At 59.4% G+C, this 17,949-nt stretch carries 14 protein-coding genes; 10 read left to right on the forward strand and 4 right to left on the reverse strand.

From position 1 onward, the window contains the following. The first annotated feature begins 317 nt into the window (after positions 1 to 317). The 4 genes from DD236_RS01495 to DD236_RS01510 all read left to right on the forward strand — a co-directional run bounded on the left by DD236_RS01495 (position 318) and on the right by DD236_RS01510 (position 6,002). Positions 318 to 3,140 carry a glycoside hydrolase family 2 protein gene (locus DD236_RS01495; RefSeq protein ID WP_109092607.1) on the forward strand — a complete coding sequence of 941 codons (2,823 nt, stop codon included), beginning with the start codon at positions 318 to 320 and terminating at the stop codon, positions 3,138 to 3,140. Next, the gene (locus DD236_RS01500; RefSeq protein ID WP_109092608.1) at positions 3,128 to 3,751 is read left to right on the forward strand and encodes an SDR family NAD(P)-dependent oxidoreductase; all 624 of its coding nucleotides are present in this window, start codon (positions 3,128 to 3,130) and stop codon (positions 3,749 to 3,751) included. The genes DD236_RS01495 and DD236_RS01500 overlap by 13 nt, the downstream gene beginning before the upstream one ends. A 315-nt stretch (positions 3,752 to 4,066) precedes the next feature. Next, positions 4,067 to 5,626, forward strand: a complete 1,560-nt coding sequence (locus DD236_RS01505) for an SLC13 family permease (protein WP_109092609.1) — start codon at positions 4,067 to 4,069, stop codon at positions 5,624 to 5,626. Positions 5,627 to 5,756: 130 nt separating this feature from the next. Continuing rightward, positions 5,757 to 6,002: an AbrB/MazE/SpoVT family DNA-binding domain-containing protein gene (locus tag DD236_RS01510; protein ID WP_133246031.1), complete on the forward strand. Its 246-nt coding sequence runs from the start codon at positions 5,757 to 5,759 to the stop codon at positions 6,000 to 6,002. 94 nt (positions 6,003 to 6,096) lie between these two features. Here the strand turns inward: DD236_RS01510 and DD236_RS01515 are convergent, their stop codons facing one another. Both DD236_RS01515 and DD236_RS01520 read right to left on the reverse strand, forming a co-directional pair. Beyond that, the gene (locus DD236_RS01515) at positions 6,097 to 7,434 is read right to left on the reverse strand and encodes an FtsX-like permease family protein (protein WP_109092611.1); all 1,338 of its coding nucleotides are present in this window, start codon (positions 7,432 to 7,434) and stop codon (positions 6,097 to 6,099) included. Beyond that, a complete protein-coding gene (locus tag DD236_RS01520) occupies positions 7,431 to 8,216 on the reverse strand; it encodes an ABC transporter ATP-binding protein (protein ID WP_207785648.1) in 786 nt (261 codons plus the stop codon). Before DD236_RS01520 ends, DD236_RS01515 begins: the two co-directional genes overlap by 4 nt. Positions 8,217 to 8,347: 131 nt before the next feature. Between DD236_RS01520 and DD236_RS01525 the strand changes: the two genes are divergently transcribed. Continuing rightward, positions 8,348 to 9,553, forward strand: coding sequence for a sensor histidine kinase (locus DD236_RS01525; RefSeq protein ID WP_133246032.1), 1,206 nt, complete (start codon positions 8,348 to 8,350; stop codon positions 9,551 to 9,553). Here the strand turns inward: DD236_RS01525 and DD236_RS01530 are convergent, their stop codons facing one another. Next, on the reverse strand, positions 9,554 to 10,213 hold the full coding sequence (locus DD236_RS01530) for a response regulator transcription factor (RefSeq protein WP_109093249.1): 660 nt from the start codon (positions 10,211 to 10,213) through the stop codon (positions 9,554 to 9,556). A gap of 226 nt (positions 10,214 to 10,439) precedes the next feature. Between DD236_RS01530 and DD236_RS01535 the strand changes: the two genes are divergently transcribed. From DD236_RS01535 to rbsK, 5 genes are all read left to right on the forward strand, one after another. Beyond that, positions 10,440 to 11,486, forward strand: a complete 1,047-nt coding sequence (locus tag DD236_RS01535; RefSeq protein ID WP_109092613.1) for a zinc-dependent dehydrogenase — start codon at positions 10,440 to 10,442, stop codon at positions 11,484 to 11,486. Positions 11,487 to 11,596: 110 nt separating this feature from the next. Next, positions 11,597 to 12,646: a galactitol-1-phosphate 5-dehydrogenase gene (locus tag DD236_RS01540; RefSeq protein WP_109092614.1), complete on the forward strand. Its 1,050-nt coding sequence runs from the start codon at positions 11,597 to 11,599 to the stop codon at positions 12,644 to 12,646. 44 nt (positions 12,647 to 12,690) lie between these two features. After that, positions 12,691 to 13,650, forward strand: coding sequence for a sugar-binding transcriptional regulator (locus tag DD236_RS01545; protein WP_109092615.1), 960 nt, complete (start codon positions 12,691 to 12,693; stop codon positions 13,648 to 13,650). 37 nt (positions 13,651 to 13,687) lie between these two features. Next, positions 13,688 to 15,232: an FGGY-family carbohydrate kinase gene (locus tag DD236_RS01550; protein ID WP_109092616.1), complete on the forward strand. Its 1,545-nt coding sequence runs from the start codon at positions 13,688 to 13,690 to the stop codon at positions 15,230 to 15,232. 116 nt (positions 15,233 to 15,348) lie between these two features. Further along, complete coding sequence (gene rbsK, locus DD236_RS01555; RefSeq protein WP_109092617.1) at positions 15,349 to 16,254, forward strand: ribokinase; 906 nt, start codon at positions 15,349 to 15,351, stop codon at positions 16,252 to 16,254. 119 nt (positions 16,255 to 16,373) lie between these two features. Here rbsK and DD236_RS01560 read toward each other — a convergent pair whose 3' ends face one another. Next, a complete protein-coding gene (locus tag DD236_RS01560) occupies positions 16,374 to 17,822 on the reverse strand; it encodes a purine-cytosine permease family protein (protein ID WP_109092618.1) in 1,449 nt (482 codons plus the stop codon). Between the last annotated feature and the right edge of the window lie 127 nt (positions 17,823 to 17,949).

The following is a 17,949-nucleotide window of genomic DNA, read 5'->3' on the forward strand; positions in this document are numbered from 1 at the left end:
TTTTTGCAGGTGCTCCGGAATCAACGCTGTTGCGGCTCCGGTAAGTTCTCCGAAAACTGTTATGGAGCCGGGCGCCGCAGGGCAGTTCGTCTCCGATTAGCCAGCAGGAACCGGTTGCACTGCCACCAGGGAAGTAGTTCCACAAGCAACACTATGTGCGTTGCAGCACAGATTCTACTGGAGTAGAGTTTGTGGGAACGAGAGATTGGCAAGGCGGTCCAAGCCGTCGTTCCGAGCGAACATAGCTCGTATGCCGTACCTAGAGGATCTGGACAGAGCGCACAACAACGGCGAGTGGGTGCTGCCAGAGAAGGGGAGTGAGTGGCATTAGTTTTGCGCGCTACGTGTGGCAGCGGGGCCCAGCGCACCAGCTGAATATCGATACGTGGGAGTTCGCATTCTCGCCTAAGGATGATACGTCGGAGGACGGCTCGCCCTCACTAGAAGCTACCCGCCAGGTACGGTGGCACACGGTTCGGGACTTCCCGGATATGGTCCAGTGGGAATGTTATCTGGCCGGGGTTGGCGCTCCCGGACAGCCTGTTCCGGGGCATCCCTATGTGGGAACCAACTCCAAAGGCTATCGCTGGACGGCTGACGTGACCTGGTGGATGCGCACATTCATTCCAGCCGATGTACTTCATCAAACAGCTAGGTTCGCACAGCTCGTGTTTGACGGTGTTGATCACGACGTGTGGGTATGGATTGACGGACAGTTGGTGCAGGACCATCACGGCATGTTCGGCGGCCCTGTCGTGGACTGCACGGAGTGGTTGTCCAACGAACCTCCGCCGGAATCTCATCAGGGCAGCCACGAGGTTCTTCTGGCTCTAAATCCTGTTGGCTCCGGGCAAGGTAAGGAGATTCGTCCGGGAACAAAAGGGCGCTTGATCAAACCGGAAACTTTCTGCCGCTGGATCAACAACCCTGATCTTATGACGGCCGGGATTTGGCAGCCCGTTCGTCTGGTCCAGACCGGTCATCATCGCCTGGAACGTCCTCGCGTTGTTACGAGGCTGCTAGATGACGGCTCAGCGTTGGTGGAAGTGGAGGTTGAGGTTCTTCGCGCCTCAGTTCAGCCTGACCTCAATTGGGTCCAGCGGCACGGCGGGATTCCACCAAATTGGGACAACCGGTTTTTTGAGCCGCAGACTCCGCGGCTGGCGGAGGGTATCCCGGATCCAGCTGCGCCCGCGAGCCATGGACCGCTCAACGTGTTCGTTACCATTACTGGCCCAGCCGGAGAGCAGGTTGCGACGGTAACTACGGCCGTTGATCCAACACCGGGACGTGTGTGGGCAAGGGTTTCTCTTGTGATCCCTGAGCCAGAGCTGTGGTGGCCAAATGGAATGGGGCCGGACGGCTCTAACCCCGCTTTATACACGGTTTCGATTGACCTTGAGGCGATCGACCACCTAGAGGTTCGAACAGGTCTGCGTCAGATTGAATGGGAGCAGACCTCGGGCCCGCGAACAGCGGATCACTGGTTCAATTGGAAGCTACGTGTCAACGGGAGGAGCGCGGCTGGCCCTGTTCGCGGTATGAACTGGATGCCCTCAGATCTCCTGCGTCAGGACCGAACGCGTACCCGCCACTTCCTCACGCTCATGCGTGATGCTGGGGTTCAGCTGGTACGAGTGTGGGGTGGTGGGCTGCTGGAGACTGAGGATTTCTACGACGCCTGCGATGAGCTGGGCCTTCTGGTATGGCAGGATTTCCCGATTAACACCATGTATGACTGTTCGGGGATTCCGCTGGACGTCTGGGAGCAGCAGGTGACGTGGACCGCCGAGCGGCTGCGCAACCGAGCAAGCTTAGCAATATGGTGTGGTGGCAACGAGTTCGATCCCTACGCCCCGGAAAATGCCGCGGCTATCGGAATCTTGGAGCGGACGCTGCACGATCTCGATGGAACTCGCCCCTTCGTGCGATCTTGTAGCGATCCGGGGGACGTCCATCCCTATCTCGAATGTGATACGACTTGGTATCTCCCTATGTATCGCGAGGCTCCGGCGCTCTCGGAGTGGGGCGGCCACACACTGCCCACCGCCGCATCCTGTGCGGAGATCCTTCCCAAAGAAGAACGCGAGCGCCCCTTGACCTCCCTCCTCAGTCAAGAACCGGACGCCTTTGCTCACACCCATCCAGTGCTGCGTCATCACTGGTCAGAGTTTAAGCCTGATCGGATTCCCCGAATGCTCGGACGTGCGCGTATCTATGACGATCTGAGTTCACCGTTGACCTCGTTTGAGCAGGGGATCGAGGCCAACGGGCTCGGCGCCGCTGAGCTCTACCAGACAGTCATCAGTGATTTCTCCGCGGGCGACACATTCTGCCAACTTCTCATGCCGTGGGTATACAACCGCCCTTGGCCCAGCGTGGGCATGCAGGTTGTTGATCACTCAGGCCGCCCAACGCTCGGCTACTTCGCGATCCGCCGTGCGTATTGTAGCGATGCAATCGTGTTGCGTCCTGAAACTGAGGCTCTAGCCCCGGGAGAACCATTGAGGTTCAGCGTAGGTCTCGCCGCGCAGAGCACGCAACGCACTCTCGAGGTCCTCGTTTATAACGACCGGCTGAGAGAAGTGGAGCGACTCCGGCTCGATATAGCTCCTGGCCCTAAAGGCTTCGAAAGCGTGGTGACGGAGTTGCCGAGCGGTGCGGCGGATTCCGCGATCATCGTTGCAACCGATGTAGCGGACCCCGCCGTGCAGCATGTGCGAATCATCCGAGTTGCACGCACTTTGGCGGATTCCGCCGTGCTAACCGAATATAGGGCAAAGCCTCGCCCTACGAGCCATTTCATGGAAGGTTCCTTGCGCCGAGCCATAGAGGATCATTGTGCTCGGGTGGTATGGATAGCAGAGAGCGATGGGGTCAGCGAGCCACTCGGGAGACGAGTCACGCTCACTTGTGAGAACACGAGCGATGTTCCAGCTGTGTTCGTGCAGATCGAGAGCCGTGACTCAAGATGGATGGTGCTTCCGTCCGATAGCGGTTTCTGGATCCCGCCTCACCGAAAGAGGACGCTCAAGGTTCATGTGAGGCCAACCGCCGAGGTATCAACTATCGCGACAGATCGCCCAAACCCAGGCGCTGGCCCTACCGCAGCGATAACAGTGAGCGGATGGAACGCGTGAAAACCGCGCTGGTAACTGGAGGCGGAAGCGGTATCGGTTTGGCGACCACTGAGGCCCTCGAGCACGCCGGATATCGGGTACTCACTGTTGCCAGGCGCCCGGCCGCACGTGGTCAGGACCATTTTCGGGCGGATCTGGGGGAACCTGAAGCTGTCTGCGCGATCGGGGCGTGGGCGACAGAGCGGCTTGGAGAAGGGCACGAAACCACCGGGCAGCCACCAGAGCTTGATCTCTTGGTCAATAATGCTGCAAGTTCGCACAAATGCGAACTTGCTGACGTGACCCTCGATATGTTCGATCGCCTCACCGCCGTCAATATGCGTGCACCGCTATTCCTCATCCAACAGTTCTCCCCGTTGCTAGCGGGGAGCGGATCCGTTGTCACTGTCTCTTCGATTCGAGGTCAGCGCGGGTTTGCTGGCGATGTTGTGTATCAGATGGCTAAGGGAGCCCTAGAGGCCATGACCCGCGCACTCGCCGTCGAACTGGCGGATCAGGGAATTCGAGTGAATGCTGTGGCACCCGGTGCCACAGCAACTCCGATGAATCGAGAGGTTCAACGGGAACACCTCCTCGTCGGCACACATTTGGTCCGTGATAATTGTGTGTAAGAGCTTTCACATGTTCTGGCTTTGTGAGTGTAGCGGCGAAGCTTCTCGCGCTGCTTCAAGGTTCTAAAAGCTCTCAATCGGGAAACTATTTTCTGGTACTTATCCGCACGATGCCGTGTTAATGCCTCTATACTGATGCAGAAATATAACAATTTGGTAACAGTTGGATTAGGTCAATAGTCCTGTGAGTCACTATCCGATATGTTCACAGTGTCAGTGTTTATCTTGATGTCGAGATAATGCCAACCACCTGCGGCTAACCCGATTCAAGATATCTCAACCGGTCTCTGATCAATCGTCAGCAAAGGAAACCGAATGAGTACCCCAACCATCCATCCAAGTAGTTCAAAAGCAGAGGGCGAATCGGCACAGCCGGTTCCGAAGAATCGCCTTCACAAGAGAGTGTTCGGCATCATTATCGGAATAGTGCTGGCCGTAGCCGTATATTTCCTTATGCCAAATGAGCTCCCCGATTCGCTCGCGTCAATGACAGGTGACGACGGTGAGCCGATGTTCACCGCCAACGGCCTCAAAATAACCGCGGCAACCGCGATCCTCATGGGAGCTTGGTGGATCACCGAAGCAATTCCCTTGGCGGCAACGGCGCTCGTTCCGCTTGTGGTTTTCCCGCTGTCGCAAACCCAAGAATTCTCTGATACTGCCTCGCCATACGCCTCCGGAACCATCTTCCTCTTCATGGGAGGCTTCTTCTTGGCGCTTGCCATCCAGCGATGGAACCTTCATCGGCGGATCGCCCTAGTCACGGTCAAACTTGTTGGAACGCAACCCAAGCGAATCGTCCTCGGCTTTATGATTGCCACGGGATTCCTGACGATGTGGGTGTCCAACACTGCAACGGCCGTGATGATGCTTCCGATTGGCCTCTCCGTTCTCAAGCTGGTCAGTGATCAGAACGAGGGTATGAACCTGCTCAAGTCCAATTTTGGCAAATCGTTGATGCTCGGTATCGCATACTCGTCCTCGATGGCGTCAGTCTCCACGCTGATCGGTACCCCGCCAAACACGCTGCTGCGAGCCTATCTCGCGGATAACCACGACATCATCTTGGGCTTTGGCCAGTGGATGCTGTTTGCGGCACCAATGGCGTGGATATTCCTCTTCATTGGTTGGTGGCTTCTGGTCAACGTTATTTTCAAGCCCGAGATTGATGAGATCCCGGGTGGTAAGGAGCTAATCAATAACGAGCTAGACGAGATGGGTCCGATGTCTCGCGGTGAGAAGATGGTGGGTATCGTCTTCATCCTCGCCGCACTTTCGTGGGTGTTCTTACCAACTATCTTCCCCGATTCCGGGATCTCGGACGAGCTTATCGCCATGTGCATCGGCCTCGTCCTGTTCCTTCTCCCGGTTCATCCGACGAAGGGTGTCGCCCTACTCGATTGGAAGACAGCCAAAGATATCCCGTGGGACGTCCTCCTTCTGTTCGGAGGTGGCCTCTCGCTCTCGGCGGCGTTCACAAACAATGGTCTTAGCCAGTGGATTGGTGAGCTTTCCTCCGGGATCGGTGGCTTGCCAGTAGTGCTTATTGTTCTCGTTGTGGCCGCCATTATCCTCGGCCTGACGGAGATGACCTCGAACACGGCAACCGCTGCGGCCTTCCTACCCATCATGGGCGGCGTGGCCGGCGGAATCGGCGTGGACGTTACGCTACTCGTAATCCCCGTGGCGCTCGTGGCAACATTCGCCTTCATGTTGCCGGTGGCAACGCCTCCAAACGCCATCGCGTTCGGCTCGGGCTACCTAAAGATTGGCGATATGGTCAAGGCTGGCATAGTCCTCAATATCATTGGGCTGGTACTTATCACGATCAACGTGATGGTCATGGGCCCACTGGTCTTGGGCATAGCAATATAAGCCGTAAACAACAAGAAGCAGGTGCCCGCGCTAGAAATGGCGCGGGCACCTCTCTGTGGAAGTCGTGAGAGCATGGTAAGACTGCCCGAACCCTGTTCGCACGATTGCTGGTGAGTAGTAGCCTGTGATCGTGAATACCACATACGCAGTTTCGATGGGTAATTGTGGACAGCTCGTAGTTCCACAGGATCTACGGCTCAGTCAAGATTGGAAGCAGGGAGCCAACCTCCTCTTGGTTGAGATGGAGAACGAGGTGATTCTTGTGAGTCAGGAACAGGCACTCAGAGTATTGAGGGACCAACTCAAGGGGAGCAGCCTCGCTGAAGAGCTGGCAAGTGATCATCGTGCCGATGCCGAGAGGGAAGCACGTTCCTGACGGAACAAGAACCTTTAGCGGTATTAGTATTTCTGTGGACCGGGCGTGGAGACAATCGGAGCGCATCTAGGGGCTGCAGTCGCATAGGCGCCACCTATTCCGCGGCACGCAGGACGGCCAGCGTGGCGGACGTTGGTGCTAGCGCCCGGGAGGCCGCCACCGCCACGCACGTGGTGATCAAAGTGGCTAACGCAATAACTCCCACTTCAATCCATGGCCCTTCGCTCAATACCTGAGAGTTATCCACTTGGAAAATGTGCGCCCCTGCCAACAGGGAGCCAAACGTGATGGCCAAACCGGCAACCACGGCAGTCAGTGCGTGAACAACGCCCTCGCATATGTCTATGCCCGTGAGTTGGCGTTCCTGAGCGCCGGCCGCAACTAGCAGGACGCCGTCGCGCCGCCGCTGCCCGGCGCTCATTGCGATCACCGCAACGCCACCAACCCACGCGACGATCAGGGCGGGCCCGAAGAGTGCGAACATTCCCGCCGGTGTAACCCCCGAAGCTCCGAGCGCCTTCCACCCAAAGAACAAACCGGTGAGCCCGATGGCTATCGTGAAGGGAAGGACGGTCGCGCTGGAACGGCCCGATTCCGCGGCGCAAGTACGGGTGGCCACGTACCAGCTAACGGACTTGGAGCCGAGTACACCCAGCGCACGCTCGACTAAGGGAGAGACCCATGGCGTCAGCAAAATAACTAGAGCCAGCACGGCGAATCCAGATCCGGTCACAATGCTGAAGATGTCCTCCACCTCCTGAGGATTAACAACCAGCGTGGCGATGAGTCCGGCCGCTGCGCCACTGGCAAGGGCCGCACGTACGAGCCCACCTGCAATACGCCGCACCACGGAAACACTGTTATTACCCCGCATGAGCCTTGCCTCAGGTGTCCGCATAGCTCCACGAACCGCGAACCAGCCGCTCACCGCACAGGTCCCAGCAACGATGACTGCACACCATACCGCGCTCGATCCCGCCAAGGTGGGACGTGCAGTGGGAAGCATGACCTGCTCGGACTTCAGCAAGGGAAGGAGAGCTTTCGCGCACGGCACGGCAAGTACGCTTCCCACAATTCCTGCCAGCGTCCCGATCACGCACAGTTCACCCACGATAATGCCGCCGGCCGTCCGCGGCTTCATGCCGAGTGCACGCCATAGCCCGATGTCGGGGCGCCTGCCTTCGATCGCCAACCGTGTGGTGGAGCTGAGTACTGCCAGCGCGCTCAGCGCCACGAACACAATGACAGTCACAGAAACGCTCATGGCTGCATCAGCCATGTCCTGATCGTCCAAAGCTAGCGCGGCGTGCCTCCCTCCCTCAAGCAAGGCAAACTGTGAGGAAACGGCGGCGCCACACACAGTGGCCACAACAAAGGTCCATGTCCAGATCCGGGCGTTTTGTCGCAGATCGGCAAAGAGTAGACGAATCATCGGAGTGCTCCTTCACAAGATTTATCTGATGCCGCCAGTGCATCGTGGCCAGTCCGCTCGTCCAACACCGCCCGTGACACGGCTTCCGAATCTCCGCCAGCCAGTTCGCTCGCAATCCGTCCGGAATCCATCACGAGCACCCGATCGGCCCGCGCTGCTGCTTGCGCATCATGCGTGACCATCAAGACGGCGCTTCCGGAGTCGGCAGCCTCGCGCAGCCACCCGAGCACTTTGTGCCCCGAAGCAAGATCAAGAGCCGCCGTGGGCTCATCCGCAAAGATTACAGCCGGTTGCGACGCCAGCACGCGAGCCACGGCAACCCGTTGGCGTTCGCCGCCGGATAGTGCTGAGGGCCGCCGCCGAGCCTGACCCGTCAGCCCAACTCGCTCCAGTGCCTCGTCCACCGCTTCCCGTTTCAACGCCCTGTGGCGCAGCTTCCCTGGTAGCGCGACGTTCTCCCGCGCGGTCAGCGAACTGACTAAGTTGCCATCCTGGAAGATGAATCCCACGTTTGCGGCGCGGAATGTGGCGCGCTGAGACCGCCCCATAGCGCTCGTCTCCTTCCCGAGTATCTGGACGGTCCCGGAGGTTGGCTGATCCAGCCCCGCTACGCACAGCATCAGCGTGGACTTACCGGAGCCAGATGCACCCACGATCGCGGTGAATGATCCACGCGCCAAAGAGAGGCTTGCCTCGTCCACCGCCCGCACCCGTTCACGTCTGCCGGGGATCTTGAATTCTCTGGCGAGTTGCTCAACATGTACCGCTAGTTTTTCCGTCATGTCACTATTGCAGCCCCTGCGCCGTCGCGAGACACTGGCGGCCGGTACCGGCCGGCGGTGGACTTTACTCCACACTTTCCGGGTACTCGGCTACCTTGGGTTCGTTGGGGCGGGCCCGTATTGTCGGATTTGTGAAGAACGACGACGGAAACCGCGCACCACATCCGGCTGCCATTATCCTGAGTGAGCTGGCTCATGCAGTCTTTTGGCTATTCGAGCTGATCGGGATCGTGATTCTGGTTCTCATCGCACACCTGACGGTGCCGCTGTTGGCGGAAGCCGAACGGTGGGGAGTGCGGATGGTGGGTGGCCGCGCCCCAAGCGGACGAGTTGATCAACGCTTGGGTAAGTGGCTATACAGCAGGGTGACTGCTGCGGAGTTTTGGCGCAAAGATCTTCCTCTGGTCCTTTCCACTCTCCTGCTCTCAACCGTTACGTTTGCGGTAGCATTCTTTGGACTAATTGTCGGCGTCACTCTTATCGTTTCGCCGTTCATATCCCCGCCAACCGAACCTGTTCTCCTCATTGGAGAATGGGAGGTTGCGGGTACGTTCAAGGACCTGTGGTGGCTGATGCTCCTAGGCCTGACGATGCTGATTCTTGTCTTATGGATCATGTGGCTCCTTGGCAAGATCCGCCTGCGGATTGTTGGCTCCCTCAGCAGAACACTGGAAGATGAACGCGCTGCGGAGCTGGAGGGGCAGGTCAGCGGGCTGCGGCGCGGTCGGGTTACACTCGTGGATGCTTTCGAGGCGGAGCGCTCGCGGATTGAGCGGGATCTGCACGATGGGACCCAACAGGAGCTTGTGGCGCTCACCCTCAAACTTGCGCAAGCGCGCATGGTGGCCAGAGACCCAGAGGCGCGTGATCGGGTGCTCACGCTGATTGACGATGCCCAAGCCCAGGCCGAATCCTCGCTGAGCCACCTGCGCGAGGTGGTTCACGGTATTCACCCGGCGGTGCTCACGGACCTAGGGCTGCGGGCCGCCCTAGAAGATCTCTGTTCACGATCGGGCCTAGACGTTGCCATCAAAGTGCGAGGCGATCAGGAGCCCTCGCTACCCGTTGCCACCGCCGTGTATTTCGCGGTGTCCGAGGCGTTGACGAACGTGGCTAAGCACTCGGGTACGGACTCGGCCACCCTTGAAATGGAGCTGGGGGCTACGGGAGTTTTCGTCGTCGTCCAAGATCAGGGAACCGGTGGGGCAACACTGGAAGGTCAGGGACTCGCCGGAATTGTGGAGCGGCTGGCCGTCGTGGGAGGAACGGTTCGGATCGAATCTCCGGAAAGTGGCGGGACCGCGGTGCGCATATGTGCGCCGGCCGAGCCGGAGTAGCTACGGCTTTTCTGCGCGCAGCCACGTCAGGACGGCGCGGACTCGGCGGTTTTCCTCGCCGGGTGGCAGATCGAGCTTCATGAAGATGTTCGCCACGTGCTTGGAGACGGCCGTGCGGGAGAGGACGAGGCGATCGCCAATTTGGGAGTTGGAGAGGCCCTCGGCCATGAGGGAGAGCACGGCGCGCTCGCGATCGGTCAGGCGGGCCAGCGCGCGGGACGAACCGCTCATGAGGTGGGAGACAACCTCGGGATCAACCACAACTCCGCCGGCCACAACCACTTCAAGCGTGTGGAGGAAATCCTCGATGCGGCCGACGCGTTCCTTGAGGAGGTAGCCGGTGCCGCCCTCGGAATCGGCGAGGAGCTGATCCACATATGGGCCGGCTACGTAGGCGGACAGCACCACAACGGGTAGGCCGGGATACTTGCCGCGAAGATCAACGGCAGCAACCAGCCCATCGTTCGTGTTGTTGGGTGGCATCCGGATATCTGTGATTACCACGTCCGGCGAATCGGGCGTTCCCATGAGTGAGCGCACAACGGTTCGTAGCTCATCTGCATCCGACGCCGTCCCCACGATGCTGTGCCCGGCTCCCTGCAGGAGTGCCGCGAGCCCATCGCGGAGGAGGGCAACGTCATCTGCCAGCACAAGCTTCATGATCTGAACGTGCCACACTCGCGCCAAATAGTCTAGTTGCGCCGCTGCGAGCGCATCGACGGTGCCAATTCCCCGTCTAATCGTCGTATCTGCGCCCCAACATGCGCATTTGTGCGAAACTGGAGGCCCCGTTGTGGCCTAGGACACTCGGTGCTACCGTAAGTGCGGGGTCAGCAGCGCGGCTGGTCCCGCCCAACTGGAGAGCCGACGGTCAGGAGAACCCAGAATGGAGGCATTACGCTTTTACGCCCCACATGATGCCCGCTTGGAGGACATTCCTGAGCCAGCATGTGGAGAGGGCGAGATCAAGATCCGCGTGAAGAACTGTTCGGCGTGCGGTACCGATCTCAAGACATTCCGCAACGGACATCGCGAGATGACGCCCGTGACTACGATGGGGCACGAGATCGCCGGGGAGATTGTTGAGATCGGCCGGGACGTTGTTGGCAATTGGAAGGTTGGTGACCGGGTCCAGTCCATCGCAGCGGTTCCATGCGGAGATTGCTACGAATGTGCAAAGAATTGGCCCTCGTTGTGCCAGAACCAGAAGCTAATGGGTTTTTGGTACGACGGCGGATTCGCCGAATACATGATCATCCCCGCGGCAGTGCTTGACGCAGACGGGCTCAATCGCATCCCTGACGGAGTTGCGTTCGCGGAGGCGAGCGCCGCTGAACCGCTCGCATGTGCGCTCAACGCTCAGGAACAGCTAGGCATTGAGGAGGGCGACGTTGTTGTAGTGTTCGGTGCTGGCCCCATCGGTTGCATGCACGTTCGGATTGCTCGCGGTGTGTATGGTGCCGGCAAGGTCATCATGGTGAACCGCAATCCGGATCGCATGGCGATCGCGGCGGACCTCGTGAAGCCAGACGTCACCATCGATTCATCGGCGACAGATGTAGTGGCTGAGGTGATGGCACTAACCGGCGGAAGAGGAGCGGACGTGATCATTACGGCCACCCCATCGGGAAAGAATCAGGAGCAGGCGGTCGCGATGGCCGCGCGCAATGGCAGGATTTCGTTCTTCGGTGGGCTGCCGAAGGATTCGCCAACCATCACTTTGGATTCGAATCTGGTGCACTACCGCCAGCTGCATATTCATGGCGCGAACGCTTCGGCGCCAGCGCAGCATCGAAAGGCAATGGAATACATAGCCACCGGCCAGCTCCCGGTGGCCGACCTGATTACCAAGCATGTTCCGCTTGCGGAGGCGGAGGGAATCTTCGATGCTCTTGCCAGCGGGCAGGATATTAAGGTGACTGTGGAGCCTTAGGCGAATTCCATGTTGCTACATATGTGCAGTTTTGCATCGGTTTTCCTGCAGGACGTGAAGGCGCACTTAGTGTAGAAACGTCGAGAAATTGGATACAGGGAGGTAAACCAATGGTGCAGATGAATGCTGTGATGATGTACGGCGTTGGAGACATTCGGCTTGAGCAGGTGGAGAAGCCGGAGCCCGGGCCCGGCGAGGCATTGATCAAGGTGGCCGCGTGTGGCGTATGTGGCTCGGATATGGACCGGATGTACAAGAAGGGGCCGCACAAGCTCCCTCTGATTTGCGGACACGAGTTTTCTGGTGTCATCGAGGCTGTTGGCGAGGGCGTGACAAGCGTGGCCCCCGGTGATCATGTGACGGTGCCGCCGATGCTGCCCTGCTTTAAGTGCGGCCCGTGCGAGCAGGGGCACTACTCGCTATGCGAGGACTACGATTACTACGGTTCACGGCGTCACGGCGCCTACGCCGATTACGTGGCGGGCCCGGCGGATCTGCTTCTTAAGGTCCCGGACAGTCTAGACCTGAGGGCAGCGGCCATGGTGGATCCTGCCGCGATCGCTCTCCACGCGATCTTGAAGACTAAGCTGACGATCGGCTCTCGTGTTGCCGTAACGGGCGGGGGCGGACCAATCGGCCTTTTCGCGATCCAGTGGGCAAAGCTCATGGGGGCGAGCGAGGTTGTCTCGATTGACGTGTCGAAGGAAAAGGTGGCTCTGGCCCTTGAAGCTGGCGCCACGGCCGCGCCGATTGGAGCCGATGAGCTGGCCGCCGTTGTGGGTGATGGCTTCGACGTGATTATTGATACCTCCGGGGCGAAGGCCGTGCCGGATCAGGCAGTAGCTATGACGGCTCGGCACGGGCAGGTAGTTCTTATCGGAATTCCAAACGCGGATATCACGATCTCGGATAAGAGCTGGGCGCGGATGATGCGCTTGGAGACCCAGATCCTCGGCTCGTGGAACTCCTTCTCCGCTCCATTCCCAGGAACGGAGTGGACCACCACGGTGGAGAAGCTGGCTTCCGGCGATCTCAAGTGGGAATTCATGATTACCCATGAGCTTGGGTTGGACGCCGTGGCCGAGACGATCAAGAACATGAAAGAGCGGACCATCCACTCCTCGAAGGTCATCTTCATGCCGGAGAAGACGCAGCTCTGAGGCAACACTGAAGCGAGCGAGAACCAGTAGTCCGAGGTGGTGTAATGAAGCCTGACGATACCGAGCGCCGCGAAGCGGTGATGAAGGTGTGCCAGCTCTTCTATGTGCGCGGGCTGAATCATCAGCAGATCTCGGAGGAAATCGGCTTCTCGCGGTGGAAGGTGAGCCGCCTCTTAGAGGTAGGCCGCACCGAGGGATTCGTGCAGTTTCGGGTGCAAGATCCGTACTCTCGCGATGGCGAATTAGAGGCTGAGCTACTCCGGCGGTATTCGCTCGAAGAGGCCGTGGTGGTCCGCGATCGGAGGACTCTATCGCAGACCATCCGGGAGGTGTGCGCCCATGCTGCCCAGCTCATGGCGCAGATCCGGCCCACTCCCGAGGTTGTAGGCGTTTCGTGGGGCAACACCATGGCGGAGGTTGCCGCCCAGTTACCCGATGGCTGGGCTGACAGCCCTACGGTGGTTCAGCTTAATGGGGGCGTGGCCACGCTGGGACGCGTTCCGTCCGCGGCGCAGACCATCGTCAACGTTGCGAAACGCGCGAGAGGAGAAGCCCTCGTGTTGCCGTGCCCGGCAATCGTGGGGTCAGCGGAGTTGGCGTCCGCGCTTGGTCAGGACTCTTCGGTTGCCAGCGTGCTTGCGCAGGGGCGCAGGGCTAGCGTTGCCCTCTTCTCGCTGGGGGCGTTGCGTGCCGATTCGGTACTCGTGGAATCCGGGTGCCTAACCCGCGCCGATGTCACATGGCTGCGCGGCCAAGGCGGTGTTGGCGATGTGTTGGGTCATTTTATTAACGGTGTAGGGGACATTGTGGACAAAGGCTGGGAGGCCCGCACGATCGGGCTTCCCGCGGATGAGCTCAAGCAGGTAGATACGTCTATTGCCGTAGCAGTTGGCTTGCAAAAGAGCGCGATCACGCGGGCCGCCCTGATCGGTGGCTACTCGAACATCCTCATCACTAGCCAATCCACGGCCCGCGAGGTCTTGCGGGAAAGAGATCCGAGTTAGCGGAATAAGTAGTTTTACAAAGACGTAAGGAAAGAACATGGCTGAACAATTATTACTAGCGGTAGACGTGGGAACGGGTGGGGTGCGGGTAGCGCTCCTCGATCCTCACGGAAACCTTGAGGCAACGGCATCGGTTCCGGTGGAAACCGCCACGCCTCGCCCTGCATGGGCGGAGCAGAGGCCAGAGGATTGGTGGGAAGGTCTGAAGGCTGCGCTCCCCAAAGCGCTCGAGGGAATCGACACCTCGCGTATTGCGGGAATCTGCGTGGATGGAACTGCCTCCACTCTGATCGCCTGTAATCAGGATGGCGTTCCGCTGCGCCCAGCGCTCCTGTGGATGGATGTGCGAGCGGCCCAAGAGGCCGATGACCTGACGAACACCGGAGATCCCGCCCTCAAGTACGCTGGCCAAGAGACGGTTTCGGCCGAATGGGGTGTTCCCAAGCTCATGTGGCTCAGCCGCCACGAACCCGAAACCTACGCGAACGCGGAAGTGTTCGCCGATTGCGTGGACTGGATGAACTTCCGGCTTACGGGCGAATGGACCATGTCTATCTGCACGGCCACGTGCAAGTACTTCTACGATTCCAACTGGTCGGGTTGGCCAACGAACCTATACTCCCACGCAGGCATTAGCGATGCCTTGGGCAAGATCCCGTCTAGGGTACTGAAGATGGGCGAGAAAGTCGGGACCCTCGGCTCCGCCGCCGCGGCCGAACTTGGGCTGCCTACCGGTATTCCGGTAGCAATGGGCGGCATTGACGCCCACGTGGGTGCAGTTGGACTGGGCGTTGTGGTTCCAGGATCGCTCGCCCTCATTACCGGCTCTTCGCACGTCATGCTCGGGCAAACCGATCAGGCCATCTATTCGAAGGGGCTCTGGGGCGCCTACTTTGACGCTATTGTTCCCGGGCAATACACGGTAGAGGCCGGGCAGATCTCCTCCGGATCCGTCAACAACTGGTTCGCGAAGAATTTCACGTTGCAGGCGCACCTAGAAGAGTCAGCAACCGGCCGCGACATCTACCAGATCCTCGATGAGAAGGCGAAGGATGTCCCGATCGGGTCTGACGGTGTGATTGCTTTGGACCATTTCCAAGGCAACCGCTCGCCGTTCTCGAATGCATACTCCCGCGGTGCATTTACCGGACTCACGCTGAGCCACACAGAGAATCACCTGTACCGTGCGGTCCTCGAGAGTGTTTGCTTCGGTACACGCACCATCTTTGACACGATGCGCGAAAAGGGACTTGATCCCACGACCGTCATGGTTTCGGGAGGCCCAACCAAGTCTGAGTTCTGGATGCAGATGCATGCGGATGTGACTGGTGTGCCGATGTCCCTTCCCAACAACACGGAGGGTCCTCTGGTTGGCTGCGCCATCTTGGCGGCAGTGGGTGCCGGCCTCTACGAGAACATTCAGGAGGCCGCGCAGAACATGATGAGCATTGCTCATACCATCGAGCCGCGGCCAGGCGCATACGAAGAATACGATTTCTACTTCCATCGCTACCTTGAGATCTACCGCGCCCTTGAGCCAATCGCGGCCCAAACCTCGCGGCACATCGGAGCCCGGGAGTAGTAACTACCGATGACATCAACACGTGGCGCGGGCCAGCCGATAGAATAGTGGCCTGCGCCACGGTGTTGTGTGGGGAGCGCCGTCGTCGTCAAAAAACCTATCCGAGAGGAACTGAAGTGGATATCGCAGTAATTGGTTCGAATATGGTGGATCTGATCTCATACGTGGACCGCATGCCCGAACAGGGCGAAACGCTGGCGGCTCCCGATTTCCAAATGGGCTGTGGCGGCAAGGGCGCCAACCAAGCGGTTGCGGCGTCGCGGCTTGGCTCGGACGTGCTGATGGTGACGCGCGTGGGCAACGATATTTTCGCGAAGAATACGATCGATAATTTCGCGAAGAACGGCATTGACACGCGGTTTGTTCTGGAGACCGAATCGACTTCCGGCGTGGCTCCCATCTTCGTGGATAAGGATTCGAACAATTCCATCATCATCGTGCTCGGCGCGAATGAGAAGCTCTCGCCAGCCGATATTGACGCCGCCGCGGATGAAATCGCCGCCTGCAAGCTCATCGTGCTACAGCTGGAGGTGCCGCTGGAAACGGTGTACGCCGCGATCGAATTCGGCAACGCCCACGATATTCCCGTGCTGCTGAATCCAGCGCCCGCCCATCCAGACCTCGATATCGAGCGGGTCAAGAGCTGCACGTACTTCATGCCGAACGAAACTGAGCTTGCGCTGTTAACGAGCAAGCCCGTGGATACGATCGAACAGATCCGCGAGGCTGCCCAAGGGCTGGTTGATCAAGGCGTCAAGGACGTGATTGTGACGATGGGATCGCGCGGGGCCCTCTGGGTGAATTCGACTTTCACGAAGGAAATTCCGGCCGTGCGTGTGGAAGCGAAGGACACGACTGGGGCGGGGGACGCCTTCATCGGATGCTTCAGTCACTACCTCGTCAAGAGCGGCGACGTGGAGAAGGCGATGGCGATGGCCAGCAAGTATGCCGCCGATTCGGTCACCAAACTTGGGACACAGAGCTCCTACGCCACCGCGGCCGAATTCGTGGGGGCGCGTTAGCCCGTTAACCCAGATTTCGCATCAGAAATTCGTTCTGGGGACAACGACGTTTCTGACGCAAGCCCCACCGCGGCAAATCTCATGCTGAGGTGGGGCTCCGTCGTCGTTCTAAAAAAGGATTAAACCTCTTCTTGCTGGCGTACCCGCCGCGCGCAACCCGCGTAGTACCCAACGAAACTGGTGGCCATCGCAACAATCACGCCGATGTTGCCGGCCGCCCACACGCCGTCCTTGCCTCCGATGAGCCCGAGCAGGTAACCCTGCCAATCATTCCAGGAGGCATCGGAGTAGCCGTTGATAACAAGGCCCCAGCCGATCGCGCAGCTGACGGCCATCAGCACCAGTGATACCCAGTTGAAGGCACCGTAGCGTCCGGAGGAGTTGAACAGTGCGAATTCGTCGTAGCTGCGGCGGCGCAGCGCGATGTCGGCCATCATGATGCCTGCCCACGAGGCCAGTGGCACGCCCAGCGTCACGAGGAATGACTGGAATGGCCCGATGAACGTGGGGGAGAAGAACACCACGTAGATGGTTCCGGCAGTAAGGATCACGCCGTCAATGAGCGAGGCGACCGGGCGCGGGATCTTGATTCCGAGGGTCAGCAAGGTCAAGCCCGAGGAGTAGATGCCGTTGATGGCGCCGGAGAGCAGAGAAAGAATCGCGGTCAGGAGGAAGGGAATGAGGAACCACGTGGGTAGCAGCGAGGCGAGCGCACCCACCGGATCGTTTCCGATCTCCGTGGAGAGATCGGCCGAAGAGCCCGCCAGCGTCAGTCCGAACGTAATGAGAACGACCGGCCCGAGCGATCCGCCCAGTGTGTTCCAGAAGATGATTGAACTGCCCTTGGCGTCCCGCGACTGGTAGCGCGACCAGTCCGCCGCGATGTTCACCCAGCCGAGTCCCATCCCCGTCATCACCATTGTCATGCCACCGATCATGGCTGGCACGGAACCGTTCGGGATTGCCAGCAGCACGTCCCAGTCGATGCTCGGAACCACAAGGAACACGTAGATGATCGTGGTAATACCGGTGAGCCACGTGAGGACAGCCTGCATCTTCATGATGATGTGGTAGCCGGCCACGGCCCCCAGAATAATGAGGGCGGCAACTACCACGGCCGCCGCGATGTTCACCATGGTGTGATCGCTACCAACCCAACCGAGCCGCTCAAAAACGGTCGCGGTGGCAAGCACCGCGGTGATGGCCAGCGAGGTCTCCCAACCGATCGACGTCAGCCACGAAACCACGCCAGGAATCTTCGCGCCTTGCACGCCGAACGCTGATCGCGACATGACCATGGTGGGAACAGACCCGCGCTTGCCGCCCAGCGCGATCACGCCACAGATGGCGAAGGAGAGGATCACCCCAATCACGGCCACAACGGTTGCCTGCCAGAACGAGATTCCGAAGCCGAGAACCCACGCGCCGTAAGCCATTCCGAACACGGAGATATTCGAGGCGAACCACGGTAGGAAGAGGTTGCGTGGCTGGGCCGTGCGTTCAGCCTCGCTCACGATTTCAATGCCGGTGAGCTCGATACCCGAGCCGCCCTGAGTTTGTGTGCTCATCGAAGCACTCCTTCGTGGTGGTGTTAGACGTGACCTTAGGATACTGCCAGTTCTCCCCAAAGGGGCACGTGTGCACGCCCATGATACGGAATAGCGCCTCACCCGCTACTATCTAGGCAGCACGATT

Source organism: Ancrocorticia populi (genome assembly GCF_003123745.1).
GTDB classification, from domain to species: domain Bacteria; phylum Actinomycetota; class Actinomycetes; order Actinomycetales; family Actinomycetaceae; genus Ancrocorticia; species Ancrocorticia populi.